Origin of the sequence: Bradyrhizobium sp. NBAIM08, from assembly GCF_020193935.1 — a bacterium.
Lineage (GTDB): Bacteria > Pseudomonadota > Alphaproteobacteria > Rhizobiales > Xanthobacteraceae > Bradyrhizobium > Bradyrhizobium yuanmingense.
This window is the reverse complement of the sequence record NZ_JADYVR010000005.1, coordinates 357,501-377,254: the sequence shown is the minus strand read 5'-3', so window position 1 is coordinate 377,254 and position 19,754 is coordinate 357,501. Positions and strand designations below refer to the sequence as shown.

General features: G+C 63.2%; 22 protein-coding genes and 1 pseudogene. 13 read left to right on the top strand and 10 right to left on the bottom strand.

The genetic code is table 11. From position 1 onward, the window contains the following. Positions 1 to 20 precede the first annotated feature (20 nt). Positions 21 to 1,262 (bottom strand): FecR domain-containing protein, encoded by a 1,242-nt coding sequence (locus I6F37_RS19780; protein ID WP_225142906.1) that lies wholly within the window; start codon positions 1,260 to 1,262, stop codon positions 21 to 23. A gap of 131 nt (positions 1,263 to 1,393) precedes the next feature. Between I6F37_RS19780 and I6F37_RS19775 the strand changes: the two genes are divergently transcribed. Then, complete coding sequence (locus tag I6F37_RS19775; protein ID WP_225152372.1) at positions 1,394 to 3,190, top strand: ShlB/FhaC/HecB family hemolysin secretion/activation protein; 1,797 nt, start codon at positions 1,394 to 1,396, stop codon at positions 3,188 to 3,190. Between the two features lie 143 nt (positions 3,191 to 3,333). On the opposite strand, the gene I6F37_RS45930 is transcribed toward I6F37_RS19775, so the two are convergent. Beyond that, positions 3,334 to 3,420 carry a hypothetical protein gene (locus I6F37_RS45930; RefSeq protein ID WP_368736791.1) on the bottom strand — a complete coding sequence of 29 codons (87 nt, stop codon included), beginning with the start codon at positions 3,418 to 3,420 and terminating at the stop codon, positions 3,334 to 3,336. 301 nt (positions 3,421 to 3,721) lie between these two features. Here I6F37_RS45930 and I6F37_RS19770 point away from each other — a divergent pair, with 301 nt between their 5' ends. Further along, on the top strand, positions 3,722 to 4,039 hold the full coding sequence (locus I6F37_RS19770) for a cytochrome c (protein WP_036007678.1): 318 nt from the start codon (positions 3,722 to 3,724) through the stop codon (positions 4,037 to 4,039). Between the two features lie 287 nt (positions 4,040 to 4,326). On the opposite strand, the gene I6F37_RS19765 is transcribed toward I6F37_RS19770, so the two are convergent. After that, on the bottom strand, positions 4,327 to 4,668 hold the full coding sequence (locus I6F37_RS19765) for a phasin (RefSeq protein WP_036007681.1): 342 nt from the start codon (positions 4,666 to 4,668) through the stop codon (positions 4,327 to 4,329). A 133-nt stretch (positions 4,669 to 4,801) separates the two neighbouring features. Further along, positions 4,802 to 4,987 (bottom strand): hypothetical protein, encoded by a 186-nt coding sequence (locus I6F37_RS19760; RefSeq protein WP_036007684.1) that lies wholly within the window; start codon positions 4,985 to 4,987, stop codon positions 4,802 to 4,804. Positions 4,988 to 5,557: 570 nt separating this feature from the next. On the opposite strand from I6F37_RS19760, the gene I6F37_RS19755 reads away from it, so the two are divergent. Then, positions 5,558 to 5,914, top strand: coding sequence for a hypothetical protein (locus I6F37_RS19755; RefSeq protein WP_225152370.1), 357 nt, complete (start codon positions 5,558 to 5,560; stop codon positions 5,912 to 5,914). A gap of 45 nt (positions 5,915 to 5,959) precedes the next feature. Here I6F37_RS19755 and I6F37_RS19750 read toward each other — a convergent pair whose 3' ends face one another. After that, the gene (locus I6F37_RS19750; RefSeq protein ID WP_225152368.1) at positions 5,960 to 6,535 is read right to left on the bottom strand and encodes a hypothetical protein; all 576 of its coding nucleotides are present in this window, start codon (positions 6,533 to 6,535) and stop codon (positions 5,960 to 5,962) included. A gap of 45 nt (positions 6,536 to 6,580) precedes the next feature. Next, positions 6,581 to 7,117, bottom strand: coding sequence for a GcrA family cell cycle regulator (locus tag I6F37_RS19745; protein WP_036007691.1), 537 nt, complete (start codon positions 7,115 to 7,117; stop codon positions 6,581 to 6,583). A gap of 155 nt (positions 7,118 to 7,272) precedes the next feature. Between I6F37_RS19745 and I6F37_RS19740 the strand changes: the two genes are divergently transcribed. Both I6F37_RS19740 and I6F37_RS19735 read left to right on the top strand, forming a co-directional pair. After that, positions 7,273 to 7,881 carry a S24 family peptidase gene (locus I6F37_RS19740; RefSeq protein WP_036045323.1) on the top strand — a complete coding sequence of 203 codons (609 nt, stop codon included), beginning with the start codon at positions 7,273 to 7,275 and terminating at the stop codon, positions 7,879 to 7,881. 100 nt (positions 7,882 to 7,981) lie between these two features. Then, positions 7,982 to 8,257, top strand: coding sequence for a hypothetical protein (locus I6F37_RS19735; RefSeq protein ID WP_036007697.1), 276 nt, complete (start codon positions 7,982 to 7,984; stop codon positions 8,255 to 8,257). Between the two features lie 159 nt (positions 8,258 to 8,416). Here I6F37_RS19735 and I6F37_RS19730 read toward each other — a convergent pair whose 3' ends face one another. Beyond that, a complete protein-coding gene (locus I6F37_RS19730) occupies positions 8,417 to 9,391 on the bottom strand; it encodes a quinone oxidoreductase (RefSeq protein ID WP_225152366.1) in 975 nt (324 codons plus the stop codon). 223 nt (positions 9,392 to 9,614) lie between these two features. Between I6F37_RS19730 and I6F37_RS19725 the strand changes: the two genes are divergently transcribed. From I6F37_RS19725 to I6F37_RS19715, 3 genes are all read left to right on the top strand, one after another. Continuing rightward, the gene (locus I6F37_RS19725; protein WP_036007702.1) at positions 9,615 to 9,815 is read left to right on the top strand and encodes a hypothetical protein; all 201 of its coding nucleotides are present in this window, start codon (positions 9,615 to 9,617) and stop codon (positions 9,813 to 9,815) included. A 147-nt stretch (positions 9,816 to 9,962) separates the two neighbouring features. Beyond that, positions 9,963 to 10,910: a MoxR family ATPase gene (locus tag I6F37_RS19720; protein ID WP_036007771.1), complete on the top strand. Its 948-nt coding sequence runs from the start codon at positions 9,963 to 9,965 to the stop codon at positions 10,908 to 10,910. Between the two features lie 5 nt (positions 10,911 to 10,915). Continuing rightward, entirely contained in the window at positions 10,916 to 12,295 is a 1,380-nt protein-coding gene (locus tag I6F37_RS19715; RefSeq protein ID WP_036007773.1) for a VWA domain-containing protein, read from the top strand. 19 nt (positions 12,296 to 12,314) lie between these two features. Here I6F37_RS19715 and I6F37_RS19710 read toward each other — a convergent pair whose 3' ends face one another. After that, a complete protein-coding gene (locus I6F37_RS19710) occupies positions 12,315 to 12,491 on the bottom strand; it encodes a hypothetical protein (protein ID WP_192893126.1) in 177 nt (58 codons plus the stop codon). 351 nt (positions 12,492 to 12,842) lie between these two features. On the opposite strand from I6F37_RS19710, the gene I6F37_RS19705 reads away from it, so the two are divergent. From I6F37_RS19705 to I6F37_RS45760, 3 genes and pseudogenes are all read left to right on the top strand, one after another. After that, a complete protein-coding gene (locus I6F37_RS19705) occupies positions 12,843 to 13,064 on the top strand; it encodes a hypothetical protein (protein ID WP_225152364.1) in 222 nt (73 codons plus the stop codon). A gap of 135 nt (positions 13,065 to 13,199) precedes the next feature. Beyond that, positions 13,200 to 14,213, top strand: coding sequence for a formamidase (locus tag I6F37_RS19700; RefSeq protein ID WP_225152362.1), 1,014 nt, complete (start codon positions 13,200 to 13,202; stop codon positions 14,211 to 14,213). Positions 14,214 to 14,250: 37 nt separating this feature from the next. Continuing rightward, positions 14,251 to 14,387 (top strand): annotated as a pseudogene (locus I6F37_RS45760) (C4-dicarboxylate transporter DctA); the annotation flags it as partial. A gap of 11 nt (positions 14,388 to 14,398) precedes the next feature. On the opposite strand, the gene I6F37_RS19695 reads toward I6F37_RS45760, so the two are convergent. After that, a complete protein-coding gene (locus I6F37_RS19695; protein ID WP_225152360.1) occupies positions 14,399 to 15,772 on the bottom strand; it encodes a hypothetical protein in 1,374 nt (457 codons plus the stop codon). Between the two features lie 107 nt (positions 15,773 to 15,879). Continuing rightward, complete coding sequence (locus tag I6F37_RS19690; protein WP_225152358.1) at positions 15,880 to 17,136, bottom strand: allantoate amidohydrolase; 1,257 nt, start codon at positions 17,134 to 17,136, stop codon at positions 15,880 to 15,882. Between the two features lie 395 nt (positions 17,137 to 17,531). Here I6F37_RS19690 and I6F37_RS19685 point away from each other — a divergent pair, with 395 nt between their 5' ends. Next, a complete protein-coding gene (locus I6F37_RS19685) occupies positions 17,532 to 18,644 on the top strand; it encodes a BMP family ABC transporter substrate-binding protein (protein ID WP_225152356.1) in 1,113 nt (370 codons plus the stop codon). Next, a complete protein-coding gene (locus I6F37_RS19680) occupies positions 18,641 to 19,753 on the top strand; it encodes an ABC transporter permease (protein WP_225152354.1) in 1,113 nt (370 codons plus the stop codon). The genes I6F37_RS19685 and I6F37_RS19680 overlap by 4 nt, the downstream gene beginning before the upstream one ends. Position 19,754 lies beyond the last annotated feature (1 nt).

Sequence of the window (19,754 nt, the reverse complement as noted above, 5' to 3'; positions counted from 1 at the left end):
CGGACGCGTCCACCTAGAGTTCAGCGTCTGCCGTGCCCATTGCTGCCATTTCCATGGCCGTGGCCGTTGTTGCCTCTGCCATTGCCGGTGGCGCCGTTGTCGGCATGGCTGCTGTTACCGTGACCGTTGCTGCCGCCGTTACCGCTATTGTTTGGATTGCCGCCGTTGCCGCTGTTGCCGCCGTTGCCGTTGTTGTTACCCGAATTACCGTTGCCACCGTCCTTTCCGTTGTTTGCTCGCGGGGCATCGCTGGATGCGCCGGCCGTCGTTGCGGCGATCGTGGCGTTCGCGCTGGCGGCACCGCTGCTTGCCGCGCCGTTGGATGCAGCCGGGCTCGTCTTGCCATCGTTCCAGATCGTCTGACTGTCGCCCCTGGCATTCGCGTTACGTGCCTGCCCCGGCGGAACGCCGCCGTGCGCAAGGCCGCGCGTCGCCTTGTGGACGTTCAGCTTGACCTCTCCCAGCGCGGCCGAAATGCGCACGGCTCCTGCCTTGGGGGCATGCCCCCCGGCCGCCTGCCCCGAGGCCTTGGGTGCGCCGGCTGCCTTGCTTCCCTTGTCGATGGGGCCGAGCGCATGGATGGCATGGCCATTGGCCGCATGGCGCGGCGCCGACAGGCCCGACTTCGGCACTGGGACACGCTCGATCGTGGGTGCGCGGGGCTTGCCCTGCTCGATCGGATTGAGCGTCCCCGCACCGCTGAGGCTGAGACCGGGCTTGCCGTGTTCGAACACGGTGGCCGCTTGTCCGGGCATCACTTGCGCAATCTGTCCCGTCTTGAAATCGGAGACTTCGACCTGGCCGCGGAGCACGCCGACCTTGGTGCTACCGGCACCGACCGTGACGCTGAACTGCGTTCCCTTGACCACGGCGGCGAGATAGGGCGTCTCGACCTCGAAATGCTTGACGTTGCGCTTCTCGACCTCGAGCAGGATCGAACCCGCCTGCTGGATGATGGTGGTCGACAGGCCGTCCTTCTTCTCGGCCGGCAGGCCCACCACCGAATTGGGGGAGATCAGGATCGTTTCCTCGCCGCGGACGAGGAGGACGCGCCCGTTGCGACCGGTGCGAATGGTATCGCCAGGTTTCAGCGTTCCTTCTGACGTCAACGACACCTGCTGGGCGCCGCTCGTCGCAAGCCAGACCTCGCCCGAGGATTTGCTGACGGACCACACACCGTCGTCCGCCGCGAATGCGCTGGAGGCCGATCCCAGGATCAGCGCCGCCGCCAGGGCGCGCCGCATTCCAACTCTGCCGAACATGATGATCCTCAGCCCGCGTTTACAGCCAAGCCTGAGGGGTATCCGAAATCACTCAAGATAGGATTATCGGAAAGCGGCCAGCGGAGCGGCCGGATTAACCAATCGTTGACCATAAAAACCTATGAAAAATCATGCGGCTAACGAACCCTTACCGTCCCGTGGCAGATCCTCCGTTGAACTACGGAGACAAAGTCGACGCGCGCGGTGAGACGCGGCATCGCCTTACCGCATTGGTATCGGCGGCAGTAATTTTGGCGGCAACTCCAGCGGCATTTGCTCAACAGGCGAACCAGCCGGGTTTCGACCCGCGCCAGCCCGAGAAATATTTTGATAACCAGACCGAGCAGGAATCGCTCGGCCGGCCGCCGGTCCGGTTGCCGAGCGTCGGACAGCCCACGACGGGCGGCGATACCAAGCCGCAATTCGTGCTGCGCGGCGTCAGCGTCGGCGGCGCCCATGCGGTTTCCCCTGATCGCATCGCCGCTGTCTACCAGCCTTATCTCGGCCGGAAGGTCTCGCAGGCGGATCTGGCCGCGATCGCAGGCGCCATCAGCGACCTCTACCGCGAAGCCGGCTTTCATCTGAGCCGCGCCATCGTGCCACCACAAGACATCGCCGACGGCCGTGTCCGGATTCAGGTCCTGGAAGGTGCGATCGTGCAGGCCGAGTTGAAGGGCGACGGTGCAGAGCGGTTCGGCATAAGGCCGATGCTGGCGCCGGTTCTGACCGAACATCCTTCGCGACTGGCAACGCTCGAACGCCAGCTCTTCCTGATCAATGGCAGGCCGGGCGTCCGGATCACCGACACTGCGCTGGAGGAGATCGGCGGTACGACGGGCCGCTTCCGCCTGACCATCTACTTGAAAACCTGGCACGTCTTCACCTCGTTCGGCCTCGACAATCTCGGATCCTCGTCGGTCGGTCCCTGGCAGACCTACGCCACCGGCGCGTTCAACTCCTACCTCGCGCCCGGCGATGCATTGGCGGTCAACCTGTCGACCATTGCCAACGACCCCCGCCAGCTCGGCTTCGCACGGCTGTCGTACGATGCGCCCGTCGGCGTCGACGGTGTCCGCCTGGGTGCTTCCGTGCTGTACAGCGCGGTAAGGCCGGGCGATATGCGCCGGCTCGATAGCGACATCACCACGACCCACGCGTTCGAGCTGCGTGCCAGCATGGTCCCGTTGCAGTCGCAATCCTCCACGCTCACGCTGACCGCCGCCACGACCTTCAGCAATGTGTCCGAGCATGACCTTTACGGGCCCTGGTACAACGACCACATCAGGACGGCGAGCCTGACCGCCGACTACCGGCTGTTGGATCCTTTTGGCGGCACCAATTTTGCGACTCTGACCTACCGTCAGGGGCTCGACGTTTTTGGCGCCTCACATTTCGAGGACGATCTGTTGTCACGCGACGGAGCCTCCTCGAACTTCTCGGTCCTGAACCTCTGGTTCACGCGCTACCAGACACTCAACGATGTCTGGTCGCTCAAGCTCGCTGCCGCGAGCCAGACGGCGTCGCGCCCGCTGTTCACTTCGCAACAATTCTATCTCGGCGGCGCGGCCTTCGGCCGTGGCTATGGCGCAGCCGAGATCAGCGGCGACAACGGCCTTGCCGGCTCGCTCGAGCTGCGCTTCGACCAGAAGCTCAATTTCCGCTATTGGACCGGCTACCAGCTCTATGCCTTTGGCGACGCTGGCGCAGTCTGGAACCACGGTTATCGCCTGAGCGACGGGCTGTCGCTGACATCGGCCGGAGCCGGTGTGCGCTTCTTCCTGCCGGACGACCTCCAGGCCGATTTCGGCGTCGCCGTCCCCTTAAGCTACCGGGCGCCGGACAACGAGCGTCGCAGCCCACGCTTTCTTTTCACGCTGTCGAGCGCGTTCCGGCTCTGCCCCGAACGCGGCCGGGCGAGCTGTCTCTAGCCGCCCGGTCCTTCGGGCGGGATGTCGCATCCTGACAGCTTTTCCCCGCGGCCATCCTTCGAGACTCCCGCTTGAGGCGGGCTCCTCAGAATGAGGCCGGAGTGCGCGGCCGGAGTTTCCACGGGCACAGACGCTGATGACCCTCATCGTGAGGAGACGCTCGACCGCTTCCTGCGTGACAGCGCCAGCAGCGCGCTCACGCCTGCGGATACGAAGAGCCCAATGATCATGAACCCGGGCGACTATTGGCCGGGACGCTTTGCGGCAGATCAAGGCGGCTCCGACACGGCACGGTAAGAAACCACATGCTGTCGGAGAGACACGTGTCGCACTATACCGGAAGTCTTGGTACGAAAAGCCTTGTTCCGAAGGGCCTGCCCGCGGCGAGAGTGCCGGCATTCATGCGGCATCTCTATCGTTCGACCCGCAGGCTGCTGCGCTCGATCGTCGCTCGCATCGATCTCTCGCAATTTCCAGGATCCTGCTGCGGATGAGCGCGGCAGCCGCAAGCGAATGCAGAAAGATTGCCCTATGCTCCGACATGTGAGACGGATTTTCCTGCTGCTTGGCCTCGTCTCTGGCTTCGGCTCGTCGTCCGCTCTCGGTGCTGATGCCGGTCACGGCGCCGAACTCGCCAGGCGCTGGTGCGCGAGCTGCCATGTCGTGGCGAACGGACAGGCTCAGGCGAGCGCCGACGTCCCTTCCTTTGCGTCCGTCGCGCGCAGGCCGGATTTCAGTGCGGAAAGGCTCGCATTCTTCCTGCTCGATCCGCACCCGAAGATGCCGAATTTTCCCCTGAGCCGAACCGAAGCCGGCGATATCGCGGCCTACATCGCATCGCTGCGTTAGATGCCTGATCGGCCGCCGAAGGCCGCGCTCGCGCAAACCGAGCGGCGCGCTTTTCCGAAGGTCATACTTCAGCAATAGTCTGAGCTTCATCCCGGATGGTCACGCCGGGCTGCACGAAGGCTGCAAATGCAAATCCCTGCCGGTGGACCGGCAGGGATCAGCAGAAAGGATGACAGACGGCGAATGAGATCATTCGGTGGCCCATCATGGACCTGCACCGGTATCGAAGCGCGGATCTTCACGTCATACAAGATCAATTTGTGGGCACGCTGTACACAGACCGAAAATCAGGACTTGCCCTTGCCGGGTTGCATGAGACTGCCGGTCATCTGACGCATGTGATCTCCGGCGCTGGTGAACTGACTGCGGAGGAAATCGGATTGGATTCGCATCGCCTCCTGGAGGTCGGTGGCATGCACCAGCTTGCGCGCATGCTCGAAGGCCGACTTCATGTTCTGCTCCGTGAAAGCCAACGCCTGCTTCGACACCTCTGTCCCCGCCCCCGGAACGGACGACATCGATTTGGTCGCCGCTTCAAAGAACATGCCGAAGGCCTTTTCGGCCTGGTCGATGGTCTTCTCGGCCAAATCACGCAGTTCGGCCGGAACTTCGATTTTCGGTTCGATCATGGTCTCACTCCTCCCTTTTTCCGTCTGAATACCACATTTGCCTGACCGCCATCCAGCCGCCAGCGTTCCGGCGAACGATGCCGGGGAGCCTGCTCTGGCAGGAAAATGGGCAGGATGGGCGCGCGGCCGGGCTCTAGGATAAGGGGTGCTCGGGAAGAGCTTCGTCGGTGGCGAGATCTTCGACCAGCTTGATCACCTCGAAGCGCTGTCGCGGCGCGAGCTTCAGGAAGGCCCGGAGCAGACGCAGACTTTCCACGGTGCTGCCTGCAGGCACACCGAGCTTGAGATGCAGCTCAGCCGCGAAATTGAGGTTTTTCATCTCGCACCTATGACAAGCATCGGTCGTGATCCGCTCGAGAACCGAACGCCGCAACAGAACTATGGCGACGAACGTTCGGCCGAAGGGACCCGCCGGGTTGCAGGCTGAACCGCGTCCAAACGACGGCTTCCATCTGGTTGCAACTATGCCAAGCAACAACCCATCCGGCAAGCCCAACCGTGGGTATAGCGATGCTTGGTCTGCATCGCGCCACAGCGTTTTCCGGATAACAGGAATATCGATCGCCGTCACCCACCTGCGTCAAGAAGCGTCATCAATCACGCGCACAGCCCCTCTTGCTGTCAATCAACACGGGGTTTCGTCGTGTTTCCGATGTTAAATGCACGTTAGCGCGCACGAATTGGCGATTCTTCAGCAAGATACACGCATTTGTTGAATCCGTCCCGGCGGTTGCATTAAGCGCGTGAAAGTCGATCTCGCGGCCGGTCCACCGTGAACCGCCGTCCACGCGCGAGCGACCAAGCCGTTGCGGCACGGCCACGCAGACACGGGCGCCATGGCTGAAAACTCTTCGATTTGGGCGCGCCTCAGCACCAAAAGGACGACGGCATGCTTTCTCGCTGCGATCTCATCAAGGGCGCCGCAATCGCGCTTCTCACCGTCTCGACACAAGGCGCATGGGCGCAGGAGACCAAGATGAACCTGTTCAAGATCGTCACCGTCAAGGACGAAATCGTCGTCGGACTGTCGGCGCAGGAGCTTCAGGCGCTCGGCGGCAATGATGCGAGCGCCGTTGCACACGCGCTGGCACAGAAGGGCGATCTCACCGTCTGGCAATACAACGTGCATCGTGGCCCCAACGGCGAATTACAGCAGGCACCGACAGCCAAGATCGGGCTGCTGGCCCATGCCTCGCTGCGCGTCGAGCCCTACACCACGCCTTACCAGATCGTCCCTCACCCGTAAGCAATGGGCGGAGCGCCGGCGGCCGAGACCGCCGGCGCTCCGCAATCATCCACGTCGGCCCCCGCGCGCCGTTCCCGTCTCCGTCGCGAAGCCGTAGATCAGCGCCAGCCGGTCCAGGCATTCGCGAAAACGCCGCGCGAAGTAATCGTTCCAGCGTTGCGTGCGGACGGCACGACGCTGCCCAACCTGATCCATGGTCAGACCCAGCACCAGCACGTCGTGCACCAGCGCGGCGCCGTCGGTGCCGAGCTCTCGTTCGATCCTGTTGAGCCGCAGCACCGCCTGGCGCTGGGTTTCGGTGACGGGCTCACGCGTGCCCGTCCCATCGACATATTCGCGCGTCGTATCCACCGCCTGCGGGCCGCGCTCCGCCCGCTCCCAATCGTTCTGGAAGGCGCGGCCGCCGCGGTACTGCGCCTCATCGATCTGATGGTGCGCGTGCAGCCGGCCAAGCGGATCGCCGCGGACCGATCGGATCGCCAGGATCTTCTCGCCGGAATCGAGCGCGAGCGGATTGTCGACCTCCACCTCCGCGATCTCGGCGTTGAACGGCACCTCCCGCGACCGCCGGTCGTAGATCTGCGCCAATTTGTAGGATTTGTTGCGTCGGGCACGAGCCACTCGGATCTCCTTGCAAGACTGAGAGTTGAACGGAGGGCGGCACCGTCAGAGCGCCGAGACCAGCTTCAGCACGACCGGGCCTGCGGCACGGGCCGCCGACGCAGCCTCGGAACGGCGCGTCAGACGGCCATGCGGCGCGCAATAGCTCGAGCCCGGCTGGCGCGGGTGGCCGCAGAAGGTGATCTCCTCACCGTCCTTGTCGCCGCCATAGGGATAGCGGCAGTCGGCCGGCTCGAGCTCGACCAATTGGATCAGGCGCGGCTGGATGCCGACACAGCGCAACTTCACCCGCGCCGCAGGCTTCATGGCGGACTTCGGCGGCAGATTGAGGCTCGGCCACGCCACCCGGCGCGGCGAAAGCAGGCTGGGTTCACCCGGCAAGGGCGGCGCGAGCGCCGGGCTCGTCATCCATTGCGGCACGATGAGCCGGAGCCGCTTGGCGCGGCCGACCACCGCGCTGCGCGTATAAGCCGTTCCAAACCTTGCGTTTATCTGTCTTCCGATCTCCGCATAAGACATGCCTTTGTGAAAATAGTCGCGAAGCGCGTCGGAGTGCTCCGACGGCCAATGGCCCGGTTCCATGCTGCTGTCCTGTGATGCGCCTCCACCCGGGAGGCGAGACGCACATTCCGTTATTCCGAATACAGAGTCAAGCCGTATTTCTGATATTCATAATTGCATCAATTCCGAATTTCGGATTACAAGAGGCGAGACGGTGCGCAATCGAGGGAATCACCATGTTGGACGTAGCAATGATCGAGCGGGGCCTGGAGAAGACGGGCAAGAGCAAGGGCGGCCTGGCTGCGGCCATGGGCGTGCGGCCCGGCGCGGTCTCGGAGATTCTCGGCGGCGAGCGCCTGGTGAAGGCCTCGGAGATCATTCCGATCATGGAATATCTCGAGCTCAATCTCGCGCCGATCATGGGGCGCGTCGGAGCCGGCGCCGTGATCGAGCCGGACTACGAACAGGTTCCGCCGGAAGGTCTCGGCGACGTCGCGTTGCCCTTCCCGATCATGGAAGAGACGATCGCATTCGAGATCGTGGGCGATTCGATGCTGCCCAAATACGAAAGCGGCGACGTGATCGTCGTCTACAAGGACCAGCGCCACCCGCTGTCGAGCTTCTACGGCGAAGAGGCAGTGGTCCGCCTCAAGACCGGCGAGCGCTATCTGAAGACCATCGAGCGGGGCAAATCTCCCTCAGTGGTCAACCTCACGAGCTTCAATGCCAAGCCGATCGTCGGCGTCAAGCTTGACTGGGTCGGGGAGATCTGCCTGTCCATGCCCAAGGGACAGCTTGAGCGGCTGCGCGCGAAGTCGGCGCGGCCGCGCAAGAAGGGCAAATGAGAGCTGCCACTTCTGATTAAAAGAAATCACACTTGACATAGTTCCGATTTTCGGAAATAATCTGCCGCGTCCCGACCATGGGGCGCGGCAGGGTCGTTTCATGCAATACTTCGTCGTGATGATCGATTATGGACGGCGGGGCCGCGAGGCGGTCGTCGATCCCGAAATCACCCGGCGCGAGGTCATTTCCCGCCTCGCCTCGGGTGAGTATCGGAACGTCTCGTTCATCCACGAGATCGTGGAGAACTCGGTCGAAGATGTCACCGCGGCCATCCTGGCCGAGGCGGCCCTCCCACAGATCGAGCCCGAGGACGTCGATCTCCAGGCAATCCGCCTCGACCACATCCACGACCTGCGCAAGCACGAGAGGACGTGACTCAGGCCTAGAGCATGATCCGGACCTGAAGGGCCGCGTTAGCGCAAAGTGTGCAGCGGTTTTCCGAAACGATCATGATCAATCAACAGCCTAAAGCGAGATGACGATTCATCCTAATCGCATCGCGCTTTAGAGCTCGCGCCACCATCCCGTTGGGCATTACACCAGGAGAACGGTCGATCCCGTGGTCTTGCGTGCCGCAAGATCGGCATGCGCCTTGGCGGCGTCCTTCAGCGGGTAGGTCTGGTGCACCTCGATCTTGACCGCGCCGGACTTGACGACGTCGAACAGCTCATTCGCCATCGCCACCAGATTTTCGCGTTTGACGGCGTAGGTAAACAGCGTCGGACGCGTGACGTAGAGCGAGCCCTTCTGGGCGAGCAGGCCAAGATTAAGCGGCTCCACCGCGCCGGAGGACTGGCCGAACAGCGCGGCGACGCCGAGCGGGGCGAGGCAATCCAGCGATTTCAGGAACGTGTCCTTGCCGACGGAGTCGTAAACCACTGGCACTTTGTTGCCGCCGGTGATCTCGTCGACCCGCTTCACGAAATCTTCCCTTGTATAGATGATGACATGGTCGCAGCCATGCGCCTTGGCGAGCTTCGCCTTCTCGTCGTTGCTGACGGTGCCGATCACGGTCGCGCCGAGATGCTTGGCCCACTGGCTCAAGATCAGGCCGACACCGCCGGCGGCCGCATGCAGCAGGATGGTATCGCCGGCTTTCACCCGATAGGTCTGGCGGATCAGATATTGCGTGGTGAGCCCCTTGAGCATCATCGCCGCCGCCGTCTTGTCGTCGACGCCGTCGGGCAATTTCAACAGCCGGTCGGCGGGGATCAGCCGCGCCTCCGAATAGGCCCCGAGCGGCGAGGCGCCATAAGCGACGCGATCGCCCGGCTTCAGATCGGTGACGTTAGGCCCGACCTCCTCGACGACGCCAGCCGCCTCGCTGCCGAGCCCGCTCGGCAGTTGCGCCGGATAGAGGCCGGAACGGTTATAGATGTCGACGAAATTGAGGCCGACCGCGGTGTGGCGGATGCGCGCCTCGCCGGGCCCAGGTTTGCCGACGCTGACCTCCTCCCAGACCAGGACTTCCGGACCGCCGGTTTTGTGAAAGCGAATGGCATGCGTCATGGGCGTGCTCCTTTATCGTTGAAATGAAAGTTCGAACACCGGATCGGCCTGTGAAATAGGCATTTGGTCCGCCCGTTACAGTATAGAAGCCGTAACAAGAATGTCACAGCGAACCACAAACAGCCGCCGTTCCGCCTCCGTTCGAAAGAGTTGATGAGGGCCCCGCGGCGACCCGCAGTAGCCTTGCGCGGGGTTTGATGGTCGCCTGCGAAGGAGAGCCGAGATGCCAGCTTACGTTCAGCATCATCAGGACGTCGAAATCGCGCCAGTGAATTGCCCTACCTGTATGGGGTTCCTGCCGATGTATGTGCGCGAGGTCGAGCCGCATTGGAGCCTAGCCAAGATCGACTTCGTCTATGAATGCGCCGATTGCGGCGCCGAGCTGAGGCAGACGATCCGCAAGCCGGAGCTGCTGCGGCACTGATCGCGCCAACAGCGAAGCGCTTGACTATTTGCGCTTAGCGGAAAAAACGCCGTTCACGCGGGTCAGATGTCTCCCAAACGTGGCTTGTCCTTTGCCTGGAACGCAGGCAGAACAAGCCTCACGCAAGACCTTTGGGAGCGCCCTTTCGTGGCTGATCAGAAGGCCTCGACCTCGATCGAGGCAGTGGAGAGCGGCCTCGCCGCGCAGGGCTACATCGCGAGCCGGCAGATCGCGACTGCCGTCTATTTGTCGCAGCAGATCGAGAAGCCGATCCTGGTCGAGGGCCCCGCGGGCGTCGGCAAGACCGAGCTCGCCAAGGCGATCGCGGCTTGGCGCGGCATGAAGATGATCCGCCTGCAATGCTATGAGGGCCTCGACGAGGCCAAGGCGCTCTACGAGTGGAAATACGCCAAGCAGCTTCTCTACACGCAGATCCTCAAGGACAAGCTCGGCGAGGTTCTCGGCGGCGCGCAGACGCTGCATGCCGCGCTCGACCAGCTCCACGATTTCGGCGACGTGTTCTTCTCCAAGGAATTCGTCGAGCCGCGGCCGCTGCTCCAGGCGCTTGAGCAGCCGGGCGGCTGCGTGCTCCTGATCGACGAGATCGACAAGTCGGACGCCGAATTCGAATCGCTGCTGCTGGAAATCCTGTCCGACTTCCAGGTCACGATCCCCGAGCTCGGAACCGTTTCGGCGATCACGCCGCCGACGGTGATCCTCACCTCCAACAGCGAGCGCGACCTCGGCGATGCCCTGAAGCGACGCTGCCTGCATCTGCATATCGGCTTTCCCGAGCAGCGGCTCGAGGAGCGCATCGTCGAAAGCCGCGTGCCCGGCATCTCGCAGACGCTGCGGCGGCAGATGGTCGGCTTCATCCACGAGATCCGCTCGCTCGACCTGAAGAAGCTGCCCTCGGTCAGCGAGACCATCGACTGGGCGCGTGTGCTGGTGCTGCTCCAGGCTTCCGAACTCGATACTGAGATCGTCAAGGACACGCTCAACGTGCTCCTGAAATACGAAGCCGACATCGAGGCCGCGACGCCGCAGGTGACGACCTTCATTGCCAAGGCGGCCCGGTCCAACGTCTTCGGTTGACGCCGATGCGCGAAAATCTCCATCGCTTCTTTCGGGCGGCACGCGGGGCTGGCGTTCACGTCTCGCCGGCCGAAAGCATCGATGCGATGCGCGCCGTCGCGCAGGTCGGCATCTCCGACCGCGCCGTGCTACGCGATGCGCTGCTGCTGACGCTCGCCAAGTCGCAGGACGAGAAGCTCGCGCTCGGCGACTGCTTTGATCTGTTCTTCAGCCAGCCGGAGCCGCGACAGGAGCAGCCTGAGGCTGCCGGCGAAGACGATGCTGCGCAAGGCGAGGATCAGCCGCCCTCCGCCGGCTCGGCGAGCGAGGCGGGCGAAGGTCAGCCTTCCCAGGGCCTGGGTCCCTTGGCGCAGATGCTATTGTCGCAGGATCGCAACGCGATCGCTGCCGCGATTGCCAGCGCCTCCGGCGCGGCCTCCCTGTCCGACATCCGCTACTCCACCCAGCGCGGCATATTCTCCAGCCGCATCCTCGACGCCATGGGCCTCCAGCGCCTGCGCGACGATCTCGACCAACTGACCGCGACCAACCCGTCGCTGGCCGAGCGCCTGCGCGCCGCGCTCGATGCCTTGCGCGAAGCCGTGCGCGATACGGTCTCGCAAGGGCTCGCACTCTATGCCCGCGAGGAGGCCGAAAACCTCCGCAACGAGATCCTGCGCAACGCGCCGCTTGCCCGCATCGAGCGGCGCCAGGTCGCCGAGATGCGTGCCCTCATCCGCCAGATCGCACGCCGGCTGCGCGAGCGCTATTCCAAGCCGCGCAAGCGCCAGCGCCGCGGCCATCTCGACGTTCGCCGAACGCTCCGCCGCAACGCGGCCTGGGGCGGCGTGCCCTTCCTCACGGCATGGAAGCGCAAGCATCGCGACCGGCCGAAGATCGTCGCGCTGTGCGACGTCTCGGGCTCCGTTGCGCAAGTCTCGGACTTCTTCCTGCTGCTGATCCACTCGCTGCACGAGGTGGTCGACGACGTCCGCTCCTTCGCCTTCTCTTCGCACCTGATCGAGGTCAGCGAGATCCTGGAGACGAAGTCGCCGGAGGAGGCGATGTCCGAGATCATGTCCAAGGTCGGTTTCGGCTCGTCGGATTACGGCGCCTCGTTGGTCGATTTCGAGAAGGAGTTCATGAGCGCGCTGACGCCGCAGACCACGGTGATCGTGCTCGGCGATGCCCGCAGCAACAATCTCGACCCACGCGCCGACATTTTGCGCCGGATCTCCGAGCGTTCGAAGCGGTTGGTCTGGCTCAATCCCGAGGGGCGGCTCGCCTGGGGCTTTGGCGATTCCGAGATGCCGCGCTACGCAACCTTTTGCAGCGTCGTGCGCCAATGCGCCACCGCGCAACAGCTCGAACGCGCTGTTTCCGATATTGTGGCGACTTATCAATAAGCAATAACAGCCGCCTCCGTCAGGCGGCGTTCAGCTCGGCCTGATTGCATTCCCGAAAGTGACGCGCGATTTCATCGAGCGCGCGCTGCTCCCATTCTTCTGCCTGCGCCAGCCAGAACGGCCGGCGCTTCGAATCGAGCGCCGCGCGCTCTCGGCAAAGGAATTCCTGACTGCGAATTTCCACCAGCCTGTTCATGCACTCCACTCCGGCCGTGTGAAGCCATTCCCCGCAGGCCAAGGTAACAGAGTCCTCAATCTCCCGCCTCATCATTTCTGTGCATATCGCGACGCCAAATAGGACAGTGATGCTTGCCGTGCACTGCGGCAGCTCGCATCGCAACATCAAGTGCGGATCATCAATTAGTGATCGGAGAACGTGACGGTAGTCGTGCACTAACGACGTTAACTCTTGTGGCGCAACGAAGTGCCGCAATTTGTGAAGAGATGTTCTAAACAGCTGACCGAATTCCCGACTCATTGTCGTCGCATGGTCTTCATGCGGCGCCGCTAACAGGGGCACGCGAACCGGACGATCGGCTGAGGCACCATGAGCAACGATTTCGACGTTGATCTATCGACCGACCAGTGGGAAGCGCTAAAGGCGCTTCGCAACCCGGTGTCGAACGGTCGCCTCGCGAAGGCCTATCTCGTCGAAAGCCTCGCCAAGCTCGGCCTCGTTGTCATGAATGACGGCGTGCCTGCGATAACATCCACAGGACGCAAGGTGCTGGTGCGCGGCTCATGCCGGCTGCTCGATCTCGTGGCGTGACGAGATCGCCTGCTGCCGCGTAACTGCGCCATCGCCTGAAAAATAACCTTTAGCTCTTCATCGAAATCGGATTTGCTTCTTGCGACAAGATCTGGCTCGCAACGACGCTGCGCCAGACAGGCAAGGGAGCTGATCATGAACGGGCTTGGCGGGCTGAACAAATCCCCCAACGGTGTGGTTATCGGACTTGTGCAGCTGCAGCTGCCTAGCGTGGTGAGCGCGGCCGATCTCGCCAGGCAGACCGAGCGCATCGTCTGGATGGTCGGCAAGGCCCGCCGCAATCTCTCCACCATGGATCTGGTGGTCTTCCCCGAATACTCGCTGCACGGCCTGTCGATGGACACCAATCCGGAGATCATGTGTCGGCTTGACGGACCGGAGGTTGCGGCCTTCAAGCAGGCCTGTGTCGATAACAAGATCTGGGGCTGCTTCTCCATCATGGAGTTCAACCCGCATGGCAATCCCTACAACTCGGGCCTGATCATCGACGATCACGGCGAGATCAAGCTCTACTATCGCAAACTTCATCCCTGGATTCCGGTCGAGCCGTGGGAGCCCGGCGACATCGGCATTCCCGTGATCGAGGGACCGAAGGGCGCGAAGATCGCGCTGATCATCTGCCATGACGGCATGTTCCCGGAGATGGCACGGGAATGCGCCTACAAAGGCGCGGAGATCATGATCCGCACCGCCGGCTACACCGCGCCGATCCGCGAAGCCTGGCGCTTCACCAACCAGGCCAATTCGTTTCAGAATCTGATGATCACCACAAATGTCTGCATGTGCGGCTCGGACGGCTCGTTCGATTCCATGGGCGAAGGCATGATCGTCAATTTCGACGGCACCGTCCTGGCGCATGGTACGACCGGCCGTGCCGACGAGATCATCACCGCAGAGGTCCGGCCGGATCTCGTGCGCGAAGCCCGCATCAACTGGGGCGTCGAAAACAACATCTACCAGCTCTGGCACCGCGGCTATGTCGCGGTGAAGGGCGGCGCGATGGACTGCCCCTACACCTTCATGCAGGACATGGTCGCCGGCACCTTCCGACTGCCGTGGGAAAATCAGGTCAAGGTCACCGACGGCACCTCGTGCGGCTTCCCGGCCCCGACGCGGATGTTCGGCAAGACGGCGAAGGCGGCGGAATAAGCCGGTTTCTCGGGTGAAACCGCGACAATCTGGCACCGTGGCCTGCGCGCTCGGCAACCTCGTCGGCAATTGCGTCGCAACCGTCGTGGTCGCGGCCCGGGAAGGCGATCTCGACCGGCCAAGGCGGCCAAGGTGCTGGAGGGCGGCGAGGTGGTCGACGTGACGGCGGGATAGAGGTTCGGCGATCAATCGTTCCACTGGAGGAGTGGCGTGCCGTAGGCCCTCCTCCAGACCGACAGAAAGCGCGGAAACCACGAGTGGGCCACGGCACCCTTATAGGCCCAGGTGCGATACTTCAGACCTTGCTCCGAAATCAGCTCCTGATAGCCGCCGTGGAGTTCGGTCGCGGCGCGAATGTCCTTCAGGATTCCTTGCGCGCAGGCCCGATAGGTATCGCCACCCGAGAACTCATCGTAATCCAGCATGCGGTCGGCAAATTCGACGTTGAACGTCGGCCAGGAGGAACGCCCCTGATATGCGGGAGCTGCAATCTTGTGGATCATCTTGGTCCGCGGGTTGTCCGCCGAAACCAGGAAGTGGAACGTGCTCGGAATGCGAAACCGTGGCTCGGCGATGATCAGATCCGTCGTGGCCGCGAACAGCGCGCGCTCGCTCGCCTCGCTCATATCCCAGAAGCCCCGATGCACGCTGACGAAATCCAATGCGACCGACGATGCCGGTGAGCTCGCCGGGCCGTCCAGGGAATGCCTGATGTAGCCGTTCTTGCCGAAGAGGCGGAGCAGATCCCTCTTGTACTGCGCAAGGTCGCGCCCGAGCAGCCGCTTCAGCTCGTTCTCGCCGACGATCCCGAGCTGCACGCCCCACACGAAGGTCGTGCAGACGCAGGCATTGGTGACGAAACGCCGGCGCTCGGCGCGGGTATCCGTCGCCGCGGAGCGCGGGCCGTTGGCGTCGCACAGCAAGTATCTGGTGCCGTCAGCGTCGAAGGACTCCAGCTCGCTCGCAAGCTTCAGGATCGCGCGCTTCAGGTCTCCGCCATATTCGGCCAGCAACAAGCGGCCGGCGTGCGCGCATTGCGACATCGCAAGGTAAGACGACGCCCTCTCCTCGGCAGAGATCATCTGCTGCAGACCGGCGAGAATGCCGAGCAGCGTATCCGAGGGTCGCGAAAAATAGTTCACGCCGAGATACCGGCCGCGCCCGGCCGGTACGATGGTCGTGGTGACCACGTCGGCGCGAACGGCCTCCAGCAGCAGGCGCACGCTCTTCTCGAGCAGACGGACCCGTCGCACCGCGTCCTGCGCATCCATGATGGTTTCAGGATCGAGAACGTCGGGATAGAACCAGGCGAAGTCGCGGGGGTAATAGGCGGAGGCGTGCGGTGCGCCGGTGACGAGGAAGGCCTCGGTCACCGAAAAGGCGCTGTCCATCGAGTGCCGATAGAGGTCCTCGATCGCCGACAACGAATGATGCGATTGTCTCAGGAATCGATCACCGAGGAAATTGACCGCCTGAAGGGCGTTGGCGACGAAGGTCGCAGCCATCCCCTGATAGAACCGGTTTTCACGATGTGATGGAAAAGAGATGTCGCTGTTCATGTCCGTCAATCGGCTGATTGTCTCGTGACCCTCGCGATGATGGCCACCGTTTTAAGCATGACTGATTCGTATCTCTACCCGGTGACTTGCGGGTTCGTGACGCTCGCCTAGGCCTTACGCGGCCTGAAATTCTCGATCACCCTGAGCAGCACACGCGCGCCGGCGTCGGCATCGGCGAGCGCGACATGCTCGTCCGGGTGATGGCTGATGCCGCCGCGGCAGCGGACGAAGATCATGCCGACATCGGCGATGTCGATCATGGCCATGCCGTCGTGCCCTGCCCCGCTCGGCAGCTCGAACACGGAGACGCCTTCGGCTTCGATCGCCTGCGCGATCTGCTGCTTCAGCCAAGGCGCACAGGGTGCGGTGCGGTTCTCGTGGGTAACGTCGAGCTGAAGCGCCAGCTGTCGCCGCTTGGCGATCGCCTCGATCTGGCGGACGATATCGGCCACCGCGCGCTTGCGATGCATGTCGGTCGGCGCGCGCATGTCGATGGTGAAAGATACTTCGCCCGGAATGACGTTGGTCGCGCCGGGCCTCGCCTGGATGTAGCCGACGGTGCCGACGAGGCCGCCCTCGTCGGTGCGGCAAAATTGCTCGATCGCATTGATGCATTCGGCCGCACCGGCGAGCGCGTCACGGCGCAGCGCCATCGGCACGGTGCCGGCGTGACCGGCCATACCGGAGAGCCGTGCCGCAAGGCGCGTGGCCCCGGCAATGGCGGTGACGACGCCCACGGGCAGGTTCTGCGCTTCCAGCACCGGGCCCTGTTCGATGTGCAATTCGAGATAGGCAAGCAGTTCGCGCCGCGCGCGCGCGGCCGCATCGACATGGTCGGGATCGAGACCGAACTGCACGAGCGCCTCGCGCATCGACACCCCGTTGCTGTCGCGCGTATTCAACACGCTCTCATCAAAGGTGCCGGCCACCGCACGGCTGCCGAGCAAGGTCGAAGCGAACCGCACCCCCTCCTCGTCGGCAAAACCGATCACCTCGATCGCAAATGGCAGGCGCTTGCCGCGGCGGTTCAGATCAGCGACGCAAGAGATCGCCGTGATCACACCCAGCGGTCCATCCCATTTGCCGGCATCGCGCACGGTGTCGTAATGCGACCCGAGCATCAGGCAGGGCATGCCCGGCCGGTCGCCTTCGTACCGTCCGCAGACATTGCCGATGGCATCGAGATGGGCGCTCATGCCGGCCTCGCGCATCCACCCCATGATGAGGTCCGCGGCCTTGCGTAGCTCCTTGCTGAGGAAGATGCGGGTGAGTTTTTCGGGCTCTTCCGAGATCGCGCCGAGCTCGTTGATCCGGCGAACGATCTCATTGCCGAGCGATGCATCGTGAACGGTACCAGCGCCCATCTCGGCGAGCTTTCCATCTTTGAGGACACGGCGGTCCTGACGACAATCGATACAAGTTCGGTGCCAGCGAACATCCTCCGGCGCCGTCCCAGTCAGCGCGTGGTTAGCATGAATGCGCCTTGCCGGCCGACCGTCCGACGACCGTCATGCACATGCGCGAGCAGGTTCGGCTGCTCAACTCCACTGCATACAATGCTTTTATATTGCCCATAAATTAGTCTGCCGCCTTCCTCGCCAAGTTCAGCACACTGATTATTTCATGTTTATTTCAAATACTTATCGCAAACTGCATGCTTCATAGTCTCTGGCACGAAGCTTGCGACATCTGACCCCGGCTCCGCCACGCCGGCGCAGCCGTGAGATCAAGGCGGAACATCCGCCAAGGGGAGCGAGCAATGGATTCTGGCAGGATTTCACGACGTCATGTGTTGCAGGGCGGCGCGGCCCTCACCCTCGGCGCGGCAGCGGGCCTGCGCCCGGCCGTCGCGGCCGAGACCACCATCGGCTTCATTTATGTCGGCTCGCGCGACGACTACGGCTACAATCAGGCGCACGCGCAGGGCGCGGCGGCGCTGAAGAAGATTCCCGGCCTCAAGGTGGTCGAGGAGGAGAAGGTGCCGGAGACCGATGCGGTCGAGAAGACGATCGAGTCCATGATCAATCTCGATGGCGCCACCCTGCTCTTCCCGACCTCGTTCGGGTACTACAATCCGCACATGATCAAGATGGCCAACAAGTACCCGAAGCTCCGCTTCGAGCATTGCGGCGGCCTCTGGAGCGAGAAGGACCCCAAGAACGCCGGCAGCTATTTCGGCTATATCGACGAGGCTCAGTACATCTCCGGCATCGTCGCCGGCCTGACATCGAAGAGCAGCAAGCTCGGCTTTGTCGCGGCCAAGCCGATCCCTCAAGTGCTGCGCAACATCAACGCCTTCACGCTTGGCGCCAAGTCGGTCAATCCAAAGGCCACCACGCAGGTGATCTTCACTGGCGACTGGTCGATGCCGGTCAAGGAGGCCGAAGCCACCAACAGCCTGATCGATCAGGGCGTGGACGTGCTCACCTGCCACGTCGATGGGCCCAAGACCATGGTCGAGAACGCGGCGCGGCGCGGCGCCTTCGTCTGCGGCTATCACACCAACCAGTCGGCGTTGGCACCCAAGGCCTATCTCACCGGCGCGGAGTGGAACTGGGAAGCGCTCTATCCGAAGTTCGTCAAGATGATCGCCTCCGGCGAAGGCATCCCGAATTTCTACCGCGGCGGCCTGAAGGAAGAGATCGTCAAGACCTCGCCCTATGGCGAAGCGGTCTCGGCCGAAGCGCGCAAGGCGGCCGACGCGGCCAAGGCAAAATTCCTGTCGGCAGAAGGCTTCGCCATCTTCAAGGGTGGGCTGGTCGACAACAAGGGCAAGACGGTGATCCCTGTCGGTACCGACCGCGGCCAGAAGGATCCTGAACTGGAGAAGATGGACTACCTGGTCGAGGGCGTGCTCGGAGCCACTTCGTGACGACGGAAGCGGCGGATTCCACGGAGGCGGTCGGGACAGTCGCCCCGGCCGCCGATCCCGGTTTCCTCCAGCGTCACGGCGGCACGATCGAATATGTCCTGATCCCGGGCGCGGCGCTGGTCGGCGCGCTCGCGGTGTTCGGCATCTTCGTCGCGATGTTCGGCAAGAATCCGCTCGATCTCTATTTCTACATGTATTACGGCGCGTTCGGCACCTGGTTCTCCTGGCAGAACACGCTGACGCGCGCAGCGCCCCTGATCCTCACCGCACTCTGTACCGCGCTGCCGGCGCAGCTCGGCATGGTCATCATCGGTGGCGAAGGCGCGCTGCTGATGGGCGCATTGTCCGCAACCAGCGCCGCACTCGCGCTTCAAGGCATGCCGCCGCTCGTCGTCCAGGTCGCCATGGTCTGCGCCGGCGTGATCGGCGGCGGGCTGTGGATCATGCTCTCAGGCGGCTTGCGGCAATATCGCGGCGTCAACGAGACCATCTCGAGCCTGCTGCTCGTCTACATCGCGCTCGCGATCCTCAACCATCTCGTCGAGGGGCTGATGCGCGACCCCGCCAGCCTCAACAAGCCGTCCACCCGCGAGATCGGCGCCGCCAACATGATCGGCTCCATTCCCGGCACCGACGTGCATTGGGGGCTCGTGTTCGGCCTGATCGCCGCGATCGCCTCTTACATCCTGATCTATCACACCGTGTTCGGCTTCGCCGCGCGCGTGGCGGGCGGCAACATCCGTGCTGCGAAGATCGTCGGTCTCGGCGTCGACAAGCTGATCCTGACCGTCTGCTTCCTTGCCGGCGGCGCGGCTGGCCTCGCCGGCATGGTCGAGGTCGCCGCCGTGCAGGGACGCACCAACGCCAACCTCGCCGCCGGCTACGGCTTCACCGGCATTCTCGTCGCCTTTCTGGCGCGGCAGAATCCGCTCGCCATCATTCCCGTCGCGATCCTGCTCGGCGGCATCAGCGCCAGCGGCGGCCTGCTGCAACGCCGCCTGGGGCTGCCCGATGCGTCCGTGCTGGTGCTGCAGGGCATCATCTTCGTCTTCGTTCTCGCCAGCGATGCGCTCTACGGCCGCATCGGATTCCTGAAGGGAAAATCCTGAG